At 61.1% G+C, this 16,872-nt stretch carries 9 protein-coding genes; 1 reads left to right on the top strand and 8 read right to left on the bottom strand.

Annotation, left to right across the window (positions count from 1 at the left end):
* Nucleotides 1-59: 59 nt before the first annotated feature.
* The 4 genes from Q5H92_RS07530 to Q5H92_RS07515 form a co-directional block, all read right to left on the bottom strand.
* Complete coding sequence (locus Q5H92_RS07530; protein ID WP_305010892.1) at nt 60-1,025, bottom strand: glycoside hydrolase family 43 protein; 966 nt, start codon at nt 1,023-1,025, stop codon at nt 60-62.
* Nucleotides 1,026-1,031: 6 nt separating this feature from the next.
* On the bottom strand, nt 1,032-2,423 hold the full coding sequence (locus Q5H92_RS07525) for a glycoside hydrolase family 140 protein (RefSeq protein WP_305010891.1): 1,392 nt from the start codon (nt 2,421-2,423) through the stop codon (nt 1,032-1,034).
* A gap of 85 nt (nt 2,424-2,508) precedes the next feature.
* Nucleotides 2,509-4,170, bottom strand: coding sequence for a pectate lyase family protein (locus Q5H92_RS07520; protein ID WP_305010889.1), 1,662 nt, complete (start codon nt 4,168-4,170; stop codon nt 2,509-2,511).
* 168 nt (nt 4,171-4,338) lie between these two features.
* Nucleotides 4,339-6,012, bottom strand: coding sequence for a fucose isomerase (locus Q5H92_RS07515; protein ID WP_305010888.1), 1,674 nt, complete (start codon nt 6,010-6,012; stop codon nt 4,339-4,341).
* 554 nt (nt 6,013-6,566) lie between these two features.
* Here Q5H92_RS07515 and Q5H92_RS07510 point away from each other — a divergent pair.
* A complete protein-coding gene (locus tag Q5H92_RS07510; protein WP_305010887.1) occupies nt 6,567-7,463 on the top strand; it encodes an AraC family transcriptional regulator in 897 nt (298 codons plus the stop codon).
* A 156-nt stretch (nt 7,464-7,619) separates the two neighbouring features.
* On the opposite strand, the gene Q5H92_RS07505 is transcribed toward Q5H92_RS07510, so the two are convergent.
* The 4 genes from Q5H92_RS07505 to Q5H92_RS07490 all read right to left on the bottom strand — a co-directional run bounded on the left by Q5H92_RS07505 (nt 7,620) and on the right by Q5H92_RS07490 (nt 16,859).
* Complete coding sequence (locus Q5H92_RS07505) at nt 7,620-8,546, bottom strand: dihydrodipicolinate synthase family protein (protein ID WP_305010886.1); 927 nt, start codon at nt 8,544-8,546, stop codon at nt 7,620-7,622.
* Nucleotides 8,547-8,597: 51 nt separating this feature from the next.
* On the bottom strand, nt 8,598-10,196 hold the full coding sequence (locus Q5H92_RS07500; protein WP_305010885.1) for a sodium:solute symporter family protein: 1,599 nt from the start codon (nt 10,194-10,196) through the stop codon (nt 8,598-8,600).
* Between the two features lie 241 nt (nt 10,197-10,437).
* Entirely contained in the window at nt 10,438-13,962 is a 3,525-nt protein-coding gene (locus Q5H92_RS07495) for a malectin domain-containing carbohydrate-binding protein (RefSeq protein WP_305010884.1), read from the bottom strand.
* An 80-nt stretch (nt 13,963-14,042) separates the two neighbouring features.
* Complete coding sequence (locus tag Q5H92_RS07490) at nt 14,043-16,859, bottom strand: glycoside hydrolase family 95 protein (RefSeq protein ID WP_305010883.1); 2,817 nt, start codon at nt 16,857-16,859, stop codon at nt 14,043-14,045.
* Nucleotides 16,860-16,872 lie beyond the last annotated feature (13 nt).

Genomic DNA, 16,872 nt, shown 5'->3' with positions numbered 1-16,872 from the left:
TTCGACCGTGCGCGGACTCGCAGAGTCCACGCTACATCCTGCCAGCAATTGATTTTTACTCATGGTTTTCCAGTAGCTGAAGTGGCACCCGCCGCCCCTGCTGGCGCGGTTTGCAGCAGATTCTTAAGCGTCTTGCGCGGCACTATGAAGATGGTGCCGTGCTTGTGGCCGACGGGCACGCTCACCTTGGCTGATACATCGGTGAAGGTTTTGAAATCGGAAGTTTTGACCGCGCCGTACTTCTTCTCGCGGTAGGCGTCATAGTAAATCAGCCATTGGTTGTGCGGCAGCTTGGCCACGCTGGGGCCTTCGGTGAAATTGGCCGTGAAGGGCTCTGATACTTTCAGAAATGGGCCGGTGGCGGTGGGACCGAAAGCCACTTTAATGTTGCGCTCGGGCCGGGTGTTGTCCTTCACCACCAGCACGTAATCATCGACGCCGCGCCGCAGCACTTCCGAATCGATGACGCTGAAACCGGGGTCGAGGTAGAGGCGGGTGGGTGCGAAGGTTTGGAAATCTTTGGTGGTGGTGTAGTAGAGGCGGTGGTTGTTGTCCTCTTCTTCCTGTCCTTTGGGGAAGCGCAGCGGGATGGTGCTGGCCCACACAATGAGGAACTGCTGGGTGGGCGGGTCGAAGAAGATTTCAGGGGCCCACACGTTCACCGTGCTGGGCTCGTGGCTCATCACGTCGATGAAACGCTGCTCCGACCAATGCACCAAATCCTTGGAGCTGGCGTAGCCGAAGCCCTTATCGCCTTTCCAGCCGCAGGTCCAGACGAGGTGGTAGGTGCCGTCTGGCCCCTGCGTGATGCTGGGGTCGCGCATGAGCTTGCTGGGCCCGACCTGGGGCGTCAGGAACGACTTGTTCAGGTCCTTCCATTTGTAGCCGTCGTAACTGTAGAGCAGGTGCAGGCCGTCGGTGGCCGGCTCGCGGAAGGAGGTGAACAGGTACGCCTCTTTGGCGCAGGAGCTCAGCAGCGTGGCGCCGCTCAGTATCAGGAGGGATTGGGATATTTTTTTACGCACAATGCTTTAGCTGACGGAGTCCAGAATGAGCACCCAGTCGTTGCCATCCTTTTGCTCGCCGGGCGGGTTGAACTCCTGGGTGCCTTTGTTCGGGAAGGTACCAATGGCCGTGGTTTTTCCATCGCGTGGGCTAAACCACGCGGCTTTCACTTTCGCCCCGGCAATCCGGCCCAAGTTCACCTGCATGTTCCGCCCATTATAGGCATATATGAAAGCGTAATTCTTCCCGCGCGTGGCAAACAGGCGGTTATACTTCTCCCCAGCCGCGCCCGCAATCAGCGACTGGTCGGGCACCCGCTCGAAGTAGGGCCGCGACAGCATCAACTGCTTCAAATACTGCATCTGGGCCGCGCCGGGCGCATTGATGGCCGACGACCACAACTCCGAGGAGCCGTAGGCGCTGCCCTTGTCGAAGCTGCTGTGCATCTGCATCACCGAATTCTGTCCGTAGGTGTAGCCGAACGCGCCCGCGAATACCGACCAGTAGCCGTAGCGGCGCACGTCGGCATCGGTCCAGCGGGGCTGGGTGATGTCGTGTAGGCCCTGCGGAATGCCTTCGTAGGAAGGTTCGCCGTCGAGGCTCGGCTTGGCGGGTTTCAGGGCGTAATCGGCCTGCTGGTATTTCCAGTTGTCGGGGCCGTAGTGGTTTTTTTCCTTGCGGGCAGTGTCCTGCTCGTAGCGCTGATGGCCCGACTGGTACATGTTGAAATCCAGCCAACTGGCGTTATGAAACCAGTCCGACGACTGTGTGCGGCCGCGCGGATGGTAGGTTTCGAGGTGGTTCGGGTCCACGGCTTTCAGGGTGGCGCCAATGGTGTTCCAGACCTTCAGCGAGTCGCTGCCGGCAATGTCGCCGCCGTTCAGCCAGATGATGTTGGGCCGGTTTTTATACCGCTCAGCCAGAAATGTAGCGTACGCTTTAGCCTGCGCCTGGCGCACTTTACCATTCTTCACATTAGTACCCCAAACCGGCACCATGCCCATATAAAGGCCCTTTTTAGCGGCCAGGTCCACGATGTAATCGACATGGTCCCAATAGTCGTACTGCGCGGCATCGGTGGGCGAGTTGCCGGGCGTGGTGAGGGGCCGGGCCACGTTGCCGTGCACCATAGCCGAGTCGCCATAGACGTTGGCGATGGGCACCTGATGTAGCACCATCACCTGAATTACGTTGAAGCCTTTTTTGCGGCGGTCTTCGAGGTAGGTTTCGGCCTCCTCGCGCTTGAGCTTGCTGAAGAGCAGCCAACCGGTATCGCCCAGCCAGAAAAAGGGCTTGCCGCTGCCCGTCATCAGGTAGCGGCCGTTGGGCGATACTTTGAGCGGGCTGGTGGGCTCGGCTGCCGGAACGAAGGCGGCAAGGGTTAGTAGCAGGAGGAAAAGACGCGCTTTGGAAATCATGTGGGGAAATGTAGCGTGGACTCTGCGAGTCCGCGCAGTGGGGAGGTCGTGCAGGCAGGCGCGGACTCGCAGAGTCCACGCTACATCATGACTTGGCTTTGCCGGCATTCGGCCGCACGTTTTGCAGGGGCACCACGCTGTTCAGGTATTCTTCGATGTTGGCGTAGCCGTCCTTATCACGGTCCTGAGTGGCATCGGCGGCGCTTTTGGGGTTGAGGCCGTGGGCGGTTTCCCACTTGTCGGGCATGCCGTCGTTGTCGGCATCGGCGTATGGCGTGCCTTTGTAATCGGGGTAGCCACCCACCTGCGCTGGGTCGGTGATGATGCCTTTTTTATAGGAATCTTCGGGCAGGCGGCGTTTGATGTAGGGGCTTTTAACAGTAGCCTGGGCATCTTTAGCGTAGCTGATTTTGCCGGTGCGCACGTCTTCCACAATGCGGGCATCCACAGCGTCGCGCCGGGGCAGGGTGCAGCCGGCATTGGCCAGCACGTACTGGTAGGCCTCCTGGGCGGGCAGCACGGTGTTCATGTTGGGGAGCGTGAAGGGCTTATCGGTGCGGATTTCGGCTACGGTTTTCGCAGCATCGGGCTGGCCTTCTACCTGCACGCCACCGGCCCAGTTATCCTGGGTCACTTTGTCGTTGCCCGCCACCACGTTGCCGGCCACGTAAGCCTTGCCGAACAGGTTTTTCTGGTCCTTATCGCGGCCCGATTCGGGCTTGAGAATGCGGTAGCTGATGGGCTCGCCGGCCGGCGTGATGGGGCCGGGCTTGTAGTAGTTGTTCACGAAGTTGTACTCCGAGTGATTGTCGCCGCCGTCAGCCGAGCGGTTCCACCAGTTGAACACCACGTTGTTGGCAAAGTTGAAGTCGCCGTACATACCCACCGAGGGGTTGCGGGCAATATTATTGGCCCACAGGTTTCGCGTAAACAGGCTGTTCAGCCCGCCAATGGTACTGCCGAAAGCGTGATTATACGTATCCAAACCCTCCGAGAAAATCGAGTTTTGAATGGTCACGTTCACCGTGGGCAGCTTGTCGGCCTTGCCGGTTTCGGGGTTGTGGTACACGTGGCGGTAGATGGACATGTTCTCATCCAAACCCCAACTCGCCGACACGTGGTCGATGCAGATATTGCCTACCGGGTTGCCGCCCAGCCCATCGTCGCGCCGGGCCACGTCGGTGGCCCCGCGCCGGAAGCGCACGTAGCGCACCACTACGTCGTGGGTGTTAATCCAAATCGACTCGCCGGCCACGCAGATGCCATCGCCGGGGGCCGTCTGGCCCGCAATGGTGACGTAGGGCGCCCGAATAATAATGGGGGTTTGCAAGCGAATGATGCCCGCCACGTTGAACACGATGATGCGCGCGCCGCCCTGCTCCAACGCCTCGCGCAGAGTGCCAGGGCCACGGTCGGACAGGCTTTTCACCACGTACACCTTACCGCCCTGCCCGCCAAAAACGTGGGCTCCCCCACCCTCCGCGCCGGGGAATGCTAGGCGACTGGATTGCGGCAGGTCGCTGGGCTTGGCGGCCCAAGGAATGAATGGCTTGCCGGCCTTGGCTTCGGCTTCGATGATGGGTTGCGCCTTTTGCCAGGCTGCATCCGAGCGTTTTTCCTCCTCGGCCAGCGCGGCGTCGGCTTTGGCCTGCACCTCCGGCGGAATGGTGGGGTACTGGGCGCGGGCCGAATGGGCGACGCAGACCGAGGCAAACAGGATGGAGAGAAGGGGGCGGCGTTTGGTCATGTTGGGTGGGTGGGGTGGTTTTGGTATCTTAGAACGTCATGCTCATCTAGCGTCCGCGCAGTCGAAGCATCTCTACCTCTTCGTTGCGACTATCATTGATTAGTGCTGAAGTAGAGATGCTTCGACTGCGCGGACGCTAGATGAGCATGACGGTATTCAACATAGCCTTCACCCAGCCGCAATCACCAGCTCAGCCGGCACTATCGCCGCTTCCGTTGCTTTGGTCAGGCCCTTTACATCGCCGCAGAAATGCACTTCGATGCCCAGTTCGGCCAGCGCGGCGGCCTTGATGCGGCAAAGCTGGTGGGCCTTGGCCGCGTAGGGCGCATACACCACCTGGATGTGGTTGGCCTTGTGGCGGGCCATCATCTGGTCGCGGCTCACGCCGCAGAGCACGGCGTGCATGATGGGCCATTCGGGCGTCGTTTCCTGCCAGCGGCGCTGGGTTTCGGCGGCGGGCAGGGCCACGGCTTCGCCCACGCCGAGGTCGCAGTGCAGCTTGCCGTCCATCACGTACACGCGGCTCCACACGATGGAGCCGGGGCGGCTCACCCCGCGCACGCTGCCGCCACCGAGGCGAAAATACATGGCGGGCTGGCGCTCGCTGCTGGTGCCCGCGTAGCCATCCACGAAGTGCGCCGGCGGGGCGGCACCCGAAATCAGGAATACCCACACAAATTCGTCGCCGTCGCCGGTGTCGAAGCTTTGGCCCCAGCGCAGGTCGTGCAGCGTGGTTTCGCCGCTCAGGCCCAGCTCGTTCCAAAGGCGGTAGGTGAGCAGGGCGTCGAGGCCGGCGCACTCATCCACTTCGTTGAAGTGGGGCAGCGCCTGGCCGGCGTACAGCTCCTCGCCGGTGGTGGAGAACACCGGGGGGCGGTCGGCATTATTGAGGAGTCCCTCGGCCAGGTCGCTGGCCACGGTCAGGTCCTTGAGGCCCTGCTGATACTGGATGCCGATGGTGTCGCAGCCGAACTCATCGGCGATACGCACGGCGGCAATATACATTTTGCACTGCTCCAGCGTCTGGGCTTTGGTGAGTTGGGTGGCCTCGTCGGTCCCCCAGTTGAACTTCATGCCGCGGGCCAGCAGCCAGTCGAGCACGGCCTGGGCTTCGGCGTCGGTCACGGTGCGCATGGCGGCGTAGAGGCTGGCCTGGCTGAGGCGCTCCTTGAAGATGCCAGTGGCGTGCAACAGCTCGTCGGGCACAATGGCGTTGTACATGCCCATGCAGCCCTCGTCAAACACGCCCATGATGGCCTTGTGCTGCCGGAATTTCCGGCCGAAGGTGCGGCCGGTATGTTCTTCCGTGGCTGGCAGCGTAGCGGCGGCGAAGCTCTTCACGTGGCGCTCGTCCTGTGTGATATGGCCTTGCTCCAGCCACTGTGTCAGGCCTTTCTCAAAAAATGCATCCGTAAAATCCTCGCTCCAGAGCGTGCTGTAGCTCACGCCGGCCTTAGTGAGGCAGCCGTTCAGATTGAGCATGCCCACCAAGCCGGGCCACTGCCCGCTCCAGTTGGCCACCGTCAGCATGGGGCCTTGGTGGGTGGTGAGGCCGGCCAGCACGTGGTGCGAATACTGCCACACGCTTTCGGCCACGATGAGCGGCTGCCGGGGATTGATGTGCCGGAACACCTCCATACCCATTTTCTGCGAATCGAGGAAGCCGTGTTGCTTCTCAGGGTCGTAGGCGTGGGCGCGCTTCACCGTCCAGCCCTGCTTTTCGAGGGCGGTGGTGAGTTGGGCTTCCATGGCCTGCTGGGCGGCCCAGCAGTTTTGGTTGGCGGCCAGGCGCAGGTCGCCGCTGGCAAGGAGCAGAACTTCGTTGGCAGGAAATGAGGCCACGGGCTGTAACGGTAAATGGTGGGGCCGAAACCACCGCGCACTACCAGAGAGAACTGGGTTGGCGCGCGGGTTTGGGCAGAAAAAATCCGGGTTGAGTGGGTAGACAAATTTGCCAGCATATTCGCCCGTAAGCCTCCGGATTTTTGCCTACTTAGTGTAGGATATTACCATGCGATGGCGTGCACTGCCCTAAGCTATTTTCCGGGCCTGAAGCAAAAATCAACCCCTCTCCTCGTGCCGGAACGGAAATTTTTCGGTCCATTTAGTCCTTCAGAACGCCAGAGCAGGCAAGTACAGGAGAGTTCAGCTTTTGGAGGGTTATAGTTTAGTGACTACTTACTGACTGATTTTATCCATTGTCAATGAGTTTTAAGCTTCTTAGCGCCCAGGATAATATCCTAGAGAAGCCTGCTCCAACGACTTTTTTGCTGCCTTGAACTCCGTTTTGCTGATTCGCCTTTTCGCCCTTCTACACAATCGATTTCGCAACTAAGTAGCGGACCAACCTCCCGCCCAACCACTTCGCTCCCAATTCCCACCAAATCCTCACTCCCATGAAAGCGCATTTCCACAAAGTCCCGGTTGCTCCGCAGAGCTCTTTCAGCATTCGCCACGACGTGAAATCGTATTTTGGTACCACCTGGCACTACCACCCCGAGCTGGAGCTGGTCTATACCATTAAGGGGGAGGGCGTGCGGCTCATCGGCGACAATATTGACAATTTTTCGGCGGGCGAGATGGTGCTCGTGGGCGCCAATCTGCCGCACGTGTGGCGCTGCAACGAAGAGTATTTCCAGGGCAACCCGGAGAAGCAGGTCGAGGCCATCGTTATCCAGTTTCTGCCCGAGTGCTTGGGTCGTTACCTCTTCGGCCTGCCCGAGGCCTACCTCATCCCCAAGCTGTTCGAGAAAGCCAAAAGCGGCCTGCTCATCACCGGCAAGGCCAAGGCCAAGCTGGCGCCTCTCATGCGCCAGGCGGTCAACGCCACGGACCTCGACCGCATCATCATCTTCCTCTCCATCCTGAAAGTGCTTTCCGAAACCACGGAAACCCAGACCATCGCCTCGGAGCACCACGCCTTCAAGCAGAGCAATGAGTCGGACGTGCAGCGCATCAACAAGGTGTGCAATTACACGCTGTCGAACTACAAGAAGGAAATCACATTGGACGAAATTGCGTCCATCAGCAACCTGAGCGTCACGTCCTTCTGCCGCTATTTCAAGCTGATTACGAAGAAAACGTACTATGATTTTCTCATCGAAATCCGCATCAGCCAAGCCTGCCGGCAATTGATTGAGGACAAGCTACCAACGGAGGTCGTCTGTTTTGAATGTGGCTTTAATAACGTGTCGAATTTCTACCGTCACTTCAAGAAAATCACGAAGATGACGCCGCTGGAATACAAGAAAAAATACCTGCACAACCACAAGGAACTGGCCATGGCGGCGTAAGGCAGTATTTAAACAGAACGTCATGCTAAGCGCAGCCGAGACATCTCGCGTGTGGCAGTAACTCAATCGTTGAATCGATTTTGATTACTGCTGCACGCGAGATGCCTCGGCTACGCTCAGCATGACGTTCTACCTTTGTCTATAGCCTTTTACTATCTATGCCACCAATTCCAGTTGCCGGCTCAACGTGCTGTAGTCGCCATACAACGCCTCTACCCCAGCCCGCACGGTGCCGGTAAAATTCCCCACCTTGCGGCGGGTGAAGGTGGAAATATCTACCCCGCGCTGCTTGAGCGAGTACTTGGCCACGGTAGGGTACACGTCGTGCATCACGCCCATGTTCTTGATGAAGAACTCCTGCACCTCAGCTACTTCGTGCTGCAGCGAGGCGTTATCGTAGTTGCGGCAGAGCCACACGATGAGTTCGGGAAAGAAATTGCCCTGGATGCAGGATAGCCCGGCAGCTCCGGCTTTCAACGACTCCACGGCGTGGCCCATGTAGGCATCATACAGACCAAATTTGTGGCCCGCGGTGGCGGCCAGCTTGGCCCGAATCTGCTCAATATCAAGGCAGGTGTCTTTGTGGTAAGTGACGCGGCCGGTGGCTACGAACTGGCCTAACTGCTCGGCCGTGAGGACGCGCTTGTAGGGCTCAGGGCACTCGTAGAAGCCCAGGGGCACGCCGCTGGTCCAATCCAACAGGCGGTGGAACCGCTCGTTGAACACGGCGTCGGACTCCTCTTGCGCGGCCAGCAGGCCGGTGATGACGATGACGGCCTCAGTACCGGCTTCGTAGACTTGCTTCACGAAATCGGCCTGCTCGTTGAGGGCGCCAGCGAAGGTGCCGGTGGCCACCACGGGCACCGCGCCGCCCGCCACGTCCACGATGTGGCGAATGCTTTGCAGGCGCTCCTCAGCGCTCAGCTCGAACATCTCGCTGGAGAGGCAATTGGCGAAGAGGCCGACGGCCCCGGCTTTTAAATACATCTCCGTCAGTCCAGTAAGGGCCGGATAATCAATTTGCCCGTCGTTTTGAAAGGGCATGAGCATAACGGGGATAAATCCCTTGGATGCATTTTTCATAAGGATAAAGGCTGGGGCGGGTGAGCCGCGGAGGTTGTAAATGTGGGCCGGCTAATGGACGGACTGTGTTAGGATTTCTTCGGAGGCGAGGGGTGCGGCACGGCGCTGGCGGAAGCGCGTGAGCAGCAAACCCAGCAGGAAAATGGTGAGCGTGCCCACCACAATCACCATACTCTGGTGCAGCGGATTGCGCAGCCCGGCCAGGCCCTCGGGCAGCTTGGGCGAGAGCGTGAGCCAGAGGATGACCAGCACGCCGATGATGGTGGCGGTGAGCGCCTCAGCGTTGCGCGTCTGGCGGCTGATGATGCCGAGCAGGAACAAGCCCAGCATGCCCGCCGCGAAGATGCCCGACAACTGCCACCACACGTCGAGCACACTTTTCACGCCAATCATGGCGATGCCCACGCCCATACCCGCCAAGCCCACCAGCACGGTGCCGATGTGCAGGCTGCGCATGGTTTGCTTCACGCTGAGGTTGGGCCGGAAGTAGCGCTGGTAGATGTCGACGGTGAAGACGGTGGCCGAGGCGTTCATGCCCGAGCTGATGGTGCTCATGGCCGCCGACAGAATGGCCGACACGATGAGGCCGACGAAGCCGGGCGGGATTTTCGTCACCATGAAGTGCGGCATCACCTTATCGCCGTAGTCGGCGGGCTGCAGGGCGGCGGCGGCCTGGGCAATCTGGCCGGCGGTAGCGCTGAGGGGCAGCTTCTCAGCGGCCACTTTCAGTTTCACGGCCTCAATCAGCTCGGGGTGCACCTGGTAGTAGGCAAACAGCGCCGAACCGATAACAAAGAACAGCAGCGAGGCCGGCACGTAAATCAACACGCAGAGCCAGATAGACTTAGCCGCCTGCTTGGCCGACGTAGCGGTGTGGTAGCGCTGCACGTAGTTCTGGTCGACCCCGAAGTTGTTGAGGTTGATGAAGAAGCCATAGAGCAGCACCACCCAGAAGGTTGATTGCGTGAAATCAGGCGAGAAACCGCCGAGGCTGAACTTGTGCTGCTGCTCGCCGATGGCCACAATTTTGGCGAAGCCGCCCGGCATGTTGGTCACAATCAGGTACAGAATCAGCAGCGCGCCGAAGGTCTTAACCACGCCCTGCACCACCTCGGTCCAGATAACAGCCTCGATGCCGCCCAGCACCGTGTAGACGATGATGCAGCTGCCGGTGATGAGCATAATCCACTCCATGGAGAAGCCGGTGAGGGCCTGCAAGGTGAGGGCAATGCCGAAGAAGATGGAGCCGATGCGGGCCAGCTGCGTGAGCAGGAAGCAGGCCACCGCATAGGTGCGCGCCCAGCTGCCAAAACGGTGCTCCAGGTGCGTGTAGGCCGATATTTCGCCGGTGCTACGGTAGAACGGCACGAAATATTTGGTAGCTACCCAAGCCGCCAGCGGCATGGAAATGCTGAAAACAAAGGCGTTCCAGTTGGTGCCAAAAGCTTTGCCCGGCACGCCCAGAAAGGTGTTGCTACTCAGAAAAGTAGCGTAGATGGACATGCCAATGGCCCAGCCCGGAATCAGGCCGGAAGCGCTGGAATATTGCTCGGCGCTGTCGTTTTTCCGGGCAAACCAGGCGCCTACGGCAATCATGGCCGCCAGATACAGCGCAATGATAACAAGGTCAAGAACTCGCAAATTGCTCATGAGGCCATATTACCAAATTGCCGCGACATTGAGCCGGAAAAGAGGGCTGCCGTAGTCAATAGCAAATTTACCGGCGGGGCCGGCGGAGGCCGTGTAGATTGTTAGCCTCCTATTGTAACATCTTAGCGCAGGGCACCTCACCCCCGGCCCCTCTCCCGCGGAGAGGGGAGCCACGGCGGCGCGGCTGGTAATCGTTAGGCACCCCTCTCCGCGGGAGAGGGGCCGGGGGTGAGGTGACCGCCTACTGCACATCCAGCCCCGACACGCTCAGCCCCGCCGCATCCGTAGCAGTGAGCTTCACCTTGTAGCTGCCGGCATTTATCATGCCGCCGGTGGAGGTAGTGAGGTAATTCCACTTGCCTGGTTTGGAGGGCACCAGTTCTACGGTTTCGGTTTTGAGGACCGTGCCGTCGGCCAAGGCTAGGCTAAATTGGGCGGTGAGTGGCCGGGCGCCCGGGTTGGCGTAGCGAAAGGTGAGCGAGTAGGTATCAGCCACGCCGGTTTGGATGGTCCACTCCACGGCGCTGCCGGCGGGCTCTTTGAAGGCGATACTTTCCTTGGTATTGACGGTTTCCTTCATCAGGCCGGGGCCGAGAAGGCGGGCAGTGGCGGGCTTGTAGCCGGTAATGGCCTTGAGGTCGTAGGCCGGCTCGATGGTGCTGGCGCGGTTCACGGCTACTATGTAGGGACTGCTATTGGGGCCGAAGGCAACGGTGGCGTTGGCCGGGAAGCGCTTGCGATACAAACGGAAAGTACTTGTGACTGGACCAGCGGTTTCGAGGTTCGTTTTGGTATCCTCGTATTCTTTGAGCCAAGCCGGATGGGTTGCCTGCTTCGTGTCAAGGCCCACGTACACATCGGCGGCGGTGCTGACGCTGAACGTGCCGCCAGCGGCATTGGGCTTGCCTGGCCCGCGCAGCCATTCGGCTCCATATAGCGCAGAAGGCAAGGCGCTGAAAGTTGCCGAAGCGTCGCTGAAACTCTGGGTGCCCGTATCGAGCCAGGTTTGGGCCGACCATTGCGCAGTCTGGGCTGGGTTGTTGATTTTCAGGTTGACGATGACGGGCAGTGGCGCGGGTGCAAGCTGCGCCCTGGCATCTGCAGTGCCGATGGCAATGGCGGAAATGAGTGCCTGGCCAGAGGCGACGCGCGGGAAGGAGATGATGAGCTGGCCGCCCGTCACACGGGCGCGCACGGTCTTTTTCAGGGCGTGGTCGTGGCCAGCTTCCTTCCAGATGTCAAGGTTATTGAGCACGGTTTCACCGTTGATGGCCACATCAAACAAGCGACAGCCGGTGCAGTCCAGCCCGCCGCCGGTTCCCAGCCAGGGCTCCGCGAAATACAGCTCAACCGCATACTCCCCATCGGGCACGGGGAAGGCATAGCGCAGCTTCTCGCGGCCATAGCGGAAGCTCTGAAACAGCGGCCAGTCGCGGGTGCCGGCTATGGGGTCAAACGTGCGGCGCTGGCTGGCGAAGAAGGGTGTGATGCCCGGAAACTCCTGCGTCCACGACTCAGAACCCCAGGTTTTAGGGTCAGTGCGGGGTTGGTCGGCCTGCCAGATGCTGCCGTGCTGGTCCTGGTAGGCGGGGCCGCCGCAGTTCACACGGTAGAGGTAATTGAGGCCCGGCTGGGGCTGGGCAAGGGGCTGCGCATCGACCAGGAATTGGTCGAAATTCGGCGCTTTGGGCAAGTGGTGCAGGACGATATAGTCCTTCGCCACGGCCTTGCCGGCCACGTAGCCCACGGCATAAAGCACATTGTATTTGATATCAACTTTGTCCCATTGAAAGTGCGTACCAATGCCGCCAGCGCGGCTTTTGCGGCCCAGCGAAGCCGCATTCACATCGTTGAACAGCTCCACTTCGTCGCAGTTGGAATAGACCGTGATGCTGTCTTTCCGGCCGGGCGTCAGCCAGCGGTCGGGCCAGGTGTGGGAGGCAAGGTAGACCATTGGCTCCCGCTCCTTGGGCGCGTAGTTGGCGCGGAACATGTAGAAGGCATCCGTCGGCTCTTCCCAGGGCGTGAGCAGGCCCTTGTAGTTCACGGGGCCCACGCGGTCGAGCTCGCGCTGGCCTTCGCCGCCCTGCACCCGGCCGGGGTTGTCGTGCGAGGTCAGCAGCCAGAAAAAGTGGCCGGCCGTCTGGTCTTTGGCTGTTTCGGCGAGGCGCACTTTCAGCTCCATCAACTGCGCAAACCGGTCTTCGCTGAACGGGCCGCTGTTGAAAGCGGGCGGGCCAGACTGGTGCAGGTCGAGGGTGCGCCAAGCGCCGTACTCGCCGATGAGGACTTGCCGGGCCACATCGGCACCGTATTGATTGGGGTCGCCGCCGTAGGTACCGGTCCAGTTTTGGGGCACGTCCCAGTCAGTGCCCTGGCCGCCGTTGCAGGTCGTGATTTTGCGCTCGCGCGAGGCCGTGGGGTCCAGCTGGCGAATGAGGGCGCTGCACTCGCGGGCAAAATCAGCCGGCAGGGTGCTTTCGTTTTCGAGGCCCCAGAGCACTACCGAGGGGCTGTTGCGGCGCTCCTTCACCCAATCGGTGAGCATGGTTTTGAAGTTCTGGCGGAAGGCCGGCGTGTCGTACCACACGTGGGCGGCCAGTTGCGGCCACCACAGCAGCCCCAGCGAGTCCCAATTGGCCTGATAACGCAGGTTATGCGGCTGGTGAGCGTCACGGAAGGCATTGAAGCCGGCAGCTTTTACCATCTGCACACGGGTGCGAATTTGCTCCGGCGTGAAGGCGTGGCTCTGGCCAATCAGGTGTTCGTATTCGGCAATGCCGTTAATGAAAACCGGCTTACCATTGAGCAAAAACTGCTTCTGCCCAGCTGCGGCGGCCCGGCCAATCGGCCAGCTCACCCAGCGGATGCCGTAGGGCGTTTCCAGCTCATCCAGCAGCTTGCCTTTGGCGCTGATTTTCGTAACCAGCCGATACAAATACGGGTCGGCCAGCGACCACAGGTGCGGCTGCCTGAGCACCGGCAGTTGCTGAAGAAGCTGCGTAGCTGTGCCTGCTGCCAGCTTTTGCTTCGTGCTGCTTTCCGCTACACTCCTCCCCTGCCGGTCCAATAGTTGGTTGGTGATGGTGAGCGTCTGCGCCTTATCGCCGTAGTTTTTTAGCTCGGTATCTACTCGCAACTGCGCCGATTGGGCCGACACCGTGGAATCGGCCCATATATGCACACCGAAAGGCTCCACGCGCACCGAATTAGTAACGACTAGCGACACGGGCCGGAAAATCCCCATGGGCTGCGAGCCTTCCGAAAAGCCTCGCTCCTCGGAGCAGCCGCCGCACACCCAGGGCAAGTCCTGGATGTTGGCCGGATGGTCGGCGCGCACGGCCAGCACGTTGGGCCGGCCGGCGGGGCTGAGGGCAGCGGTTACCTCGAGCGTGAACGTGGTGCGGCCCCCGGCGTGGTAGCCCACCTGCCGGCCGTTCAGCCAAACGGTGGCGTAGGAGCCCACACCCTCGAAGAACAGGAAGCTGCGGGCATCTTTTGCGGCGGTGGGCGACGCGAAGGTTTTGCGGTACCAGGCGTAGCCGTGGCGGTTGCCGTGGCGCTGGCGGCGGTAGCCTTCGTAGGCGTCCCAGTTGTGGGGCACGGCCACGGTTTGCCAGGCTTGGTCGTTGAAATCGGGGCGTTCGAAGGTGGGATGGGCCTGTTGGTTGTGGTCGTCGGCGGCGGTGCGCCAATTGTCGAGCAGCGGGATGATGGTGCGGGTTTGGGCGTGGGTTTGGAATGCCAGCAGGAGCCAAATCAGCACGATGTAGGGGCAGGGCTTGCCCCCGCCCGTCGTTGACCAAAATCGTTGCAGCAGCCGCAAAGTCATCATTCTGTCTTCCTTCAACGACGGGCGGGGGCAAGCCCCGCCCCTACGTCCGCCAGTTTATAAACGCCGCCTGCTTTCGTAGCAAGCCGCACCTCTTTCCCCGCATATTTCACCACGCACTCCCGCCCGGCTTCCGACTTGATTTCGACCTCCGACAGCTTGCCTTGGGCCCACTTCATATCGACCACGAAGCCGCCCCGCGCCCGCAGGCCGCGTACGCTGCCACTGGCCCAGGCGGTGGGCAGCGCCGGCAACACATCCAGATAGCCGGCCTGGCTTTGCAGCAGCATTTCGGCCATGCCGGCCGCGCCGCCGAAGTTGCCGTCAATCTGAAAGGGCGGATGGGCATCAAACAGGTTGTGGTACACGCCGCCCTGCTCGGCGCCGGTGCCGTTTTCGGCGGGCGAAAGCAGCTTTTCGAGGATGCGCAGGGCGTGGTTGCCGTCGCGGAAGCGGGCCCAAAGGTTGACTTTCCAGGCCAGGCTCCAGCCGGTGCCGTCGTCGCCGCGCAGCAGCAGCGACTTGCGGGCCGCCCGCGTCAGGGCCGCCGTGGTGTCGCCGCTGATATCGGTGCCCGGAAACACGCCCCAGAGGTGCGACACGTGGCGGTGCGTGTCGGCAGGGTCATCCTTGTCTTCGAGCCACTCCTGCAGCTGGCCGTGCTTACCGATTTGGTTGGGCGCCAGCTGGCGGGCTTTTTCGGCTAATTCCTGTTGCAAGTCAGCATCAACGCCGAGCGTTTTGGCGGCGGCGCTGGTGGTTTTGAAAAGCTCCCGAATAATCTGGTGGTCCATTGTGGGGCCGGCCACCAGCCCGCCGTGCTCTGGCGAGTTGGAGGGCGAGCTGATGAGCCAGCCGGTGCGCGGGTCCTTCACCAGAAAGTCGGCGTAAAACTGCGACGCCTGCTTTAACACTGGGTATTGCTGACTCAGAAATTCTCGGTCCTGCGTGAACTGGTAGTGCTCCCAAATGGGCTGGCAGAGCCAGGCCGCGCCCGTTACCCAAATGCCGTGGTTGGCGGCGTTGATGGGCGCGGTACCGGCCCAGATATCGGTGTTGTGGTGTAGCACCCAGCCAGGGGCGTGGTAGTTGGCCTGGGCAGTGGTCTGGCCGGTTTGGGCAAGCTGGTCGATGAAGCTGAACAACGGCGCGGTGCAGGCCGAGAGGTTCAGCTCCTCAGCCGGCCAGTAGTTCATTTCCAGGTTGATGTTGGTGGTGAACTTGCTACCCCAGGAAGGCGTCAGCGAGTCGTTCCACAGCCCCTGCAGGTTGGCCGGCGGCCCACCCGCCCGCGACGATGATATGAGCAAATAGCGCCCGAACTGCAGGTACAACGCCAGCAGCGCCGGGTCGGCCGTGGGGCTGAACTGCAGGATGCGGGTATCGGTGGGCAGCTGCTCGTTTTGGGTATGGCCGAGGTCGATGGCGAAGGTGTCGAACAGCTTCTTATAGTCCCGAACGTGCGCGGCCTTGAGGTCGGCGTAAGGCTGCTGCGATGCCTTATCCAGCGCCCGTTTCGCCAGCTGCTCGGGCTGCCCCGATACGTCCTGGTAACTCCTGAAATTGGTAGCGGCCGTGAGGTAAAGCGTGGCCTGACTGGCATTTTCCACCCGAATCTGCCCGTCCGTCACGGTGACTTTGCCATCGGAGATGATGCGCAGGTAGCTCACGCCGCGTAGCACGCCGTCGCGCACCTGCACGGCCAGGGCCAGGGTGTGGTCGTCGAGGCGGGAGGTGTGGCGCCGGTCGTGCACACTGCCGAGACGGGCCGTAAAGGTTAGCTTGCCCCTCGTGCCGGCAGCCAGGTGCGAGACGACGGCCTGGCCGGGGGCGCTGGCAAAATACTCCCGCGTAAACGTGGTGCCACCCTGCCGGTATTGCGTGCGGGCCACCGCCTGGCCGATGTCCAAGCTGCGCTGGTAGCCGGTAGCCGGGCCGGCCGCTGGAAAATCCAGCCACAAATCCCCAAACGGTTGGTACGACGCCTGGTAGCTCGGGGCCAATGGCGGGTTGGCATCCTGCACCCAATATTGCCAGTCGGGGCTCAGTGCCACACCGGTTTCGGGGGCCGCGCCCTCGGGATAGGCCACGAAAACCGGCTGCTTTTCCTTCACGCCAATCAGCCCACCCTTGTCATAAAAATTGAGCACCTGAATAACCACCTCGTTGCGGCCCGCCTTGAGCGCGGCGGCTGGCACCCGGTAGCGCCGCTTCTTGCTGATGCCCTCGTCAGCACCGATTTGCTGGCCGTTCACATAGGTCACGTCCGCGTCGCGGATGCGGCCCAGGCTTAGGGTAAGGTCTTTGCCAGCCCAAGCGGCGGGCAGGTCGAAGGTGGTTCTGAACCAGACCGCCCCGTCCAACCCATCCAATCCGGCGGCCTCCCAGCCGTTGGGCGAGGGCACAGCCCAGGGTTTCCAGCCCGGCTTGGCCACGGCCTGGGCCACACTCACGGCCTGGATTTTCTGAAGCCAAGCGGCTTTTTCAGCATCATACGTTTCCTCGTGGTCCTTCAGGCCCATAAAATGCTGCTCGGCCAACTTTTCGGCGTCGGCCTGTTTGCCCTCGGCCAGCAACTGTCGGATTTGGGGCAAATATTGCGCGGCGCCGGGCCGGGCGTAGGCCCGTGGCCGGCCGGTCCAGAGCGTGGCTTCGTTGAACTGAATGTGCTCCTGCCCTACCCCGCCATACACCATGCCGCCCAGCCGGCCGTTGCCGATGGGTAGCGCGTCGGTCCATTTCGCGGCCGGCTGGGCGTAGCGGAGCATGAGCGGCTGCTGGGCGGCGGCCACGGAGCTTAAGAGCAGGAAGAAAAGGAGAAGACGCAGCATCGGGAAGATTGTA

This window comes from Hymenobacter mellowenesis (assembly GCF_030581005.1).
GTDB classification, from domain to species: domain Bacteria; phylum Bacteroidota; class Bacteroidia; order Cytophagales; family Hymenobacteraceae; genus Hymenobacter; species Hymenobacter mellowenesis.
The sequence above is the reverse complement of the archived record's forward strand: the minus strand, read 5'-3'. Positions and strand labels throughout refer to the sequence as shown.